Origin of the sequence: Streptomyces sp. NPDC059456, from assembly GCF_042750055.1 — a bacterium.
Classification (GTDB): Bacteria; Actinomycetota; Actinomycetes; order Streptomycetales; family Streptomycetaceae; genus Streptomyces.
Map to the genome: position 1 here is coordinate 1 of NZ_JBHYVA010000508.1, position 6251 is coordinate 6251.

4 protein-coding genes are annotated in these 6251 nt (G+C 68.4%); 2 read left to right on the forward strand and 2 right to left on the reverse strand.

Annotated elements, in window-relative coordinates; all coding sequences use genetic code 11:
- Positions 1–99: 99 nt before the first annotated feature.
- Both ACFXA3_RS31860 and ACFXA3_RS31865 read right to left on the reverse strand, forming a co-directional pair.
- Positions 100–1182: an inositol-3-phosphate synthase gene (locus ACFXA3_RS31860; RefSeq protein ID WP_385192438.1), complete on the reverse strand. Its 1083-nt coding sequence runs from the start codon at positions 1180–1182 to the stop codon at positions 100–102.
- Positions 1183–1231: 49 nt separating this feature from the next.
- Positions 1232–1834 (reverse strand): PadR family transcriptional regulator, encoded by a 603-nt coding sequence (locus tag ACFXA3_RS31865; RefSeq protein WP_054227228.1) that lies wholly within the window; start codon positions 1832–1834, stop codon positions 1232–1234.
- 274 nt (positions 1835–2108) lie between these two features.
- Here ACFXA3_RS31865 and ACFXA3_RS31870 point away from each other — a divergent pair, with 274 nt between their 5' ends.
- Both ACFXA3_RS31870 and ACFXA3_RS31875 read left to right on the forward strand, forming a co-directional pair.
- Positions 2109–4715: a transglycosylase domain-containing protein gene (locus ACFXA3_RS31870; RefSeq protein WP_385192441.1), complete on the forward strand. Its 2607-nt coding sequence runs from the start codon at positions 2109–2111 to the stop codon at positions 4713–4715.
- A gap of 87 nt (positions 4716–4802) precedes the next feature.
- Positions 4803–6236: a glycosyltransferase family 87 protein gene (locus ACFXA3_RS31875; protein ID WP_385192443.1), complete on the forward strand. Its 1434-nt coding sequence runs from the start codon at positions 4803–4805 to the stop codon at positions 6234–6236.
- Positions 6237–6251 lie beyond the last annotated feature (15 nt).

The following is a 6251-nucleotide window of genomic DNA, read 5'->3' on the forward strand; positions in this document are numbered from 1 at the left end:
GGGGGGCCCCCCCCCCCGCCCCACGGGGCCCCGCGCCCCGCCCCCCCCCCCGCGGAAGAACAGCCGAAGACCAGGTGTCCGAAGACCCGTGGGTCCGACTTAGCGCTCGACCTCGCCCTTGATGAACTTCTCGACGTTGGCCAGGGCCTCGTCGTCGAAGTACTGCACCGGCGGGGACTTCATGAAGTAGCTCGAAGCCGAGAGGATCGGGCCACCGATACCGCGGTCCTTGGCGATCTTCGCGGCGCGCAGGGCGTCGATGATGACACCGGCGGAGTTCGGGGAGTCCCACACCTCGAGCTTGTACTCGAGGTTCAGCGGGACGTCGCCGAAGGCGCGGCCTTCGAGGCGGACGTAGGCCCACTTGCGGTCGTCGAGCCACGCCACGTAGTCGGACGGGCCGATGTGGACGTTCTTCTCGCCGAGCTCGCGGTCCGGGATCTGCGAGGTGACGGCCTGCGTCTTGGAGATCTTCTTCGACTCCAGGCGGTCGCGCTCCAGCATGTTCTTGAAGTCCATGTTGCCGCCGACGTTGAGCTGCATGGTGCGCTCGAGCCGGACACCGCGGTCCTCGAACAGCTTCGCCATCACGCGGTGCGTGATGGTGGCGCCGACCTGCGACTTGATGTCGTCGCCGACGATCGGGACACCGGCCTCGGTGAACTTGTCGGCCCACTCCTTGGTGCCGGCGATGAAGACCGGGAGGGCGTTGACGAAGGCGACCTTGGCGTCGATGGCGCACTGGGCGTAGAACTTCGCCGCGTCCTCGGAGCCGACGGGCAGGTAGCAGACCAGAACGTCGACCTCACGGTCCTTGAGGACCTGGACCACGTCGACCGGGGTCTCGGCGGACTCCTCGATCGTCATGCGGTAGTACTTGCCCAGGCCGTCCAGGGTGTGGCCGCGCTGCACGGTCACGCCCTTGTTGGGGACGTCACAGATCTTGATCGTGTTGTTCTCGCTGGCGCCGATGGCGTCCGAAAGGTCGAGGCCGACCTTCTTCGCGTCGACGTCGAACGCGGCGACGAACTCGACGTCGCGCACGTGGTAGTCGCCGAACTGGACGTGCATCAGACCGGGGACCTTGGCCGCCGGGTCGGCGTCCTTGTAGTACTCGACGCCCTGCACCAGCGAGGCGGCGCAGTTGCCCACGCCGACGATGGCTACGCGAACCGAACCCATTCCGGTTGCTCCCTGTTTGTTCTCGGACGAGGCCTGCGAGATGCAGGCCTCACTTTGCAGTTTCGTCGGGCGGACCGGATCGTCTCTGATCCCGTCCCGCCCGCTCACTCTCGATGAGCTCGTTCAGCCAGCGCACTTCACGCTCCACGGACTCCATTCCGTGTCGCTGCAGCTCAAGCGTGTAGTCGTCGAGGCGCTCCCGCGTACGGGCGAGAGAGGCGCGCATCTTCTCCAAGCGCTCCTCCAGCCTGCTGCGGCGGCCCTCCAGGACCCGCATGCGCACGTCCCGCTCGGTCTGGCCGAAGAAGGCGAAGCGCGCGGCGAAGGACTCGTCCTCCCAGGCGTCCGGGCCCGTGTGGGACAGGAGCTCTTCGAAGTGCTCCTTCCCCGCTGCCGTCAACCGGTAGACGATCTTGGCGCGGCGCCCTGCGAGTGAAGTGGCGAGAGCGTCTTCCGGGGCGTTGCCCGGTTCTTCGATCAACCAGCCGTTGGCGACCAACGTCTTGAGGCAGGGATAGAGCGTCCCGTAGCTGAACGCCCGGAACACCCCCAGCGAGGTGTTGAGCCTCTTGCGGAGCTCGTATCCGTGCATGGGGGATTCGCGAAGCAGGCCGAGGACGGCGAACTCGAGGATGCCTGAGCGCCTGCTCATCCGCCTGCCTCTCCTTCGCCCCTGAGTTTTATACCGAGCTGATGTATCGGCTCGATACATCCAGACGATAGAACGGGCCGTCTTCGGCGACAAGGGGTGACGTAGTGACCGGCGTCACATCACTAATTCGTACCAGGCGAGTTGCCTGATTTGGGGTGAACTTCGGCACTGTTCGGGTTTTGAGCGTGCGTAGTCTGTGGGCCATGACAACGGGGGGAACCGGAATTCGCCTGCCGCTTCCAGGCCACTCGCCTGCCCGAGGAGTAGTCGTTCGATGAGCGAGCACCGCCGCAAACCGTCGCAGCCCGAGGGCGGCGGTGGACGTGCCGCGGCCCGTCGGGCCGCCCAGCAGCGCCCTGGCCGGGGTGCCGGGCCCGCACGTGACGTTCCCACCGCGTCCCACAGCGGACCGTACGCAGAGCCGCCGGGCCACGCCGGCCGTACCGGGGCGCGCCGGTCCGCTCCCCGCGGATCCGGAGGCCGTGGCCGCGGCGCCGCCGGCGGCGCCGGCCGCGGCGCGGGCCGCCCGGACAAGCGGCTGATCAACTACCCGCGCTCCGACAGGGACGGCTGGAAGCGGTTCCTTCCGTCCTGGAAGCTGGTCTGCGGCACGGCCCTCGGCTTCTTCGCCGTCATCACGGCGGGCGCCGGCATCGGCATCGCCTCGGTGAACAAGCCCGACCCGAACAAGGCGGCCCAGGCGCAGAACAACGTCTTCTACTGGGCGGACGGCACCCAGATGGTGGCCACCGGCGGTTCGATGAACCGCCAGATCGTGCCCATCGACAAGATCCCCAAGTCGATGCAGAACGCCGTGATCTCCGCGGAGAACGAGTCCTTCGAGACGGACAAGGGCGTCGACCCGATGGGCATCGCCCGTGCCGTGTGGAACATGGCCAAGGGCGGATCCACCCAGGGCGGCTCGACGATCACCCAGCAGTACGTGAAGAACACGTACCTGGACTCCGACCAGACGCTGAAGCGCAAGGTCACCGAGCTCTTCATCTCGATAAAGCTCGGTGTGTCCGAGGAGAAGGACACGATCCTCGCGGGCTACCTCAACACCGCGTACTACGGCCGGGACGCCTACGGCATCCAGGCGGCCGCGCGGGCCTACTTCGGCAAGGACTGCAAGGACCTCACGCCGTCCGAGAGCGCCTTCCTGGCCTCCGTGCTCAAGGGTCCCAACCTCTACAACCCCGACGGCGGCATCGGTTCCGCCGCCACCCCCGAGAAGAACACCGAGCGGGCCAAGGAGCGCTGGGCCTGGGTGCTGGACCGCGAGGTCTCGGTGGGCCGGATGCAGAAGTCCGAGCGGGCCCAGTTCACCGAGTTCCCCAAGATCATCGACTCCGAGCAGGCCCGCAGCCTGTCCGGGCAGACCGGCTACCTGGTCGAGACGGCCAAGCAGTACGTGATGAAGGTCACGAACAGCACGGCCGACGAGATGGCCCGCGGCGGCTACCAGATCAAGACCACCTTCCAGAAGCCGAAGGTGGACGCCCTGGTCAAGGCCGTCGAGGAGACCCGCAACGACTTCCTGGACGAGAAGGCCCGCCCCGAGTACGACACCTTCGTCCAGTTCGGCGCCGCCTCCGTGGACGTGAAGACCGGGGCGATCGTGGCCCTGTACGGCGGCCCGGGCATGGACAAGAAGTACTTCAGCAACAACGCCAACACCATCGGCGTCCCGGTCGGATCGACCTGGAAGCCGTACGTCCTGGCGGCGGCGATGGAGTACGGCACCCAGAACTCGAACGGCCAGGGCATCTCGGCCGACAGCAAGTACAACGCGAACGACCTGACCGTGATCAACAACCGCGACGGCAAGCCGCTGCGGGACGCCTCCGGCAAGCCGTTCAAGCAGAAGAACGAGAGCACCTACCCCTACGGATACGTGACCCTCAACGAGGCGATGGAGAAGTCCATCAACGTGCCGTTCGCACAGCTCGTCTTCGACGTCGGCCACAACAAGGTCCGGGAGGTCGCCGCGTCCACGGGCATCCTCAAGGACTCGATGAACCCGAACAACGACGCCTCGTTCGCCCTCGGCACCTCGACCCCGAGCGCCATCCGCATGGCCGACTCGTACGCCACGTTCGCGGCCTCCGGCACCCACCGCGAGCCGTTCTCCGTGACGAGCGTCGAGAAGGACGGCAAGGAGCTGCCCGGCTTCGGGGCCCCCAAGGAGCAGCGGGCGATGGACAACGCCATCGCCGACAACGTCACCAAGGTGCTGGAGAACGTCGTCGACAACGGCACCGGCACCAAGGTCAGGAAGCTCGGCTTCACGCGGCCCGCCGCCGGCAAGACCGGAACCACCGACCAGAACAAGTCGGCCTGGTTCGTCGGCTACACCCCGGAGCTGTCCACCTCGGTCGCCCTGTTCCGCACCGACCCGAACTCGGCGGACAAGAAGCTGATCTCCATGAACGGCGTGGGCGGCGTCGACTCCATCCACGGTGGTGACATCCCGGCCGCCATCTGGACCGAGTACATGAAGGAAGCGCTCAAGGGCACCCCCGTCAAGGAGTTCCCGGAGGCCGACAAGATCGGCGTCACCGCGGACGCCTCCGGCGCCCCCTCGCCGTCCCCGTCCTTCTCCCCGTCGCCGTCCCCGTCGATGCCCTCGCCCTCGGCGAGCTCCTCGCCGCCGGTCTCCCCGTCCCCGTCCAAGGGCGGCAAGCCGACCTGCAAGCCGTGGGAGCTGTACTGCATCCCGGACAGCAGCGGAGGCAACAACAACGGCGGCAACACCAACGGCGGTCCCGGCGGTGGTCCCGGCGGCGGATCCACCGGATCACCGTCGTCCACGCCGACGGGCAGACCGGGCCGTCCGGGCGGCACCAGCTGGGGGACCAGCATGGGGACCTCGGGCTGACCCGTCTCCCCCCTGCTCCGACGAGGGCCGTCGCACACCGTGCGGCGGCCCTCCCGCACGCCCGGCCCGGTACGGCAGGATGAGCGCATGACGAAGGTGCACGAGGACCGGCCCGTACTGCCCACCCAGCAGGACGAGGTCGCCGCGGCCGGCAGCGAGTTCCTCGGCGGCCCGATGGGCCGCTACGCCCGGCTGGGCGGCCACTGGCTGACCCCGGTCCGCGTCGTGGTCCTGGTCGCCCTGGGGATGTTCGCGCTCGGCATGGTGCAGAAGCTGCCCTGCTACGACTGGGCGTGGTTCCGGGGAGCCGGCTCCCAGTACACCCACGCCTGCTACTCCGACATCCCGCACCTGTTCTCCGTACGCGGCTTCGCCGACGGCCTCACGCCCTACTTCGACCGGCTGCCCGGCGACATGGAGTACCTGGAGTACCCGGTGCTCACCGGGCTCTTCATGGAGGTGGCGTCCTGGTTCACCCCGGGCGGCGGCTCCCTCCAGCACCGCGAGCAGATGTACTGGATGGTCAACGCGGGGATGCTGATGGCCTGCGCCGCGGTCATCGCCGTGTGCGTCGCGCGCACCCACCACCGCCGGCCCTGGGACGCGCTGCTCCTCGCCCTGGCGCCCGCCTTCGCGCTCACCGCGACGATCAACTGGGACCTGCTGGCCATCGCCCTGACCGCCGCGGGGATGCTCATGTGGTCCCGCGGCCGCACCCTGCTCTTCGGCGTCTTCATCGGCCTGGCCACCGCCGCCAAGCTCTATCCCGTCCTGCTGCTCGGCGTGCTGTTCGTGCTGTGCTGGCGCGCCGGGAAGTGGCGGGCGTTCGGTTCCGCCGCCCTCGGCGCGGCCGTCTCGTGGCTCGTGGTGAACCTGCCCGTCATGATCTTCGCCTGGGACGGCTGGAAGAAGTTCTACACCTTCAGCCAGGAACGCCCGATCGACTTCGGCTCCGTGTGGCTGCTCATCTCGCAGCGCTCCGGGAACCCCCTGCACGACGCGAACACGTACGCGACGGGCCTGACGCTGCTGCTGTGCGCCGGCATCGGTGTGCTCACGCTGACCGCCCCGCGCCGCCCCCGCTTCGCCCAGCTGGCGTTCCTGGTCGTGGCCGCCTTCATCCTGGCCAACAAGGTCTACTCGCCGCAGTACGTGCTGTGGCTCATCCCGCTGGCCGCGCTGGCCCGGCCGCGCTGGCGGGACTTCCTGATCTGGCAGGCCGGCGAGGTCGTGTACTTCCTCGGGATCTGGCTGTACCTCGCCTACACGACCAGCGGGGACAAGCACCAGGGCCTGCCCGTGGAGGGCTACCAGCTGGCGATCACCGTCCACCTGCTGGCGACGCTCTACCTGTGCGCGGTCGTCGTCCGCGACATCCTGATGCCCGAGCGGGACGTCGTGCGCCGCGACGGATCGGACGACCCGTCCGGCGGCGTGCTCGACGGGGCCGAGGACGTGTTCGTCCTGTCGGACGCAGCGATGGGGGGGCGCGCGCGGGGGGCCCCCCCCCGGCCGGCATGAAGTGCCAGCCGTTCC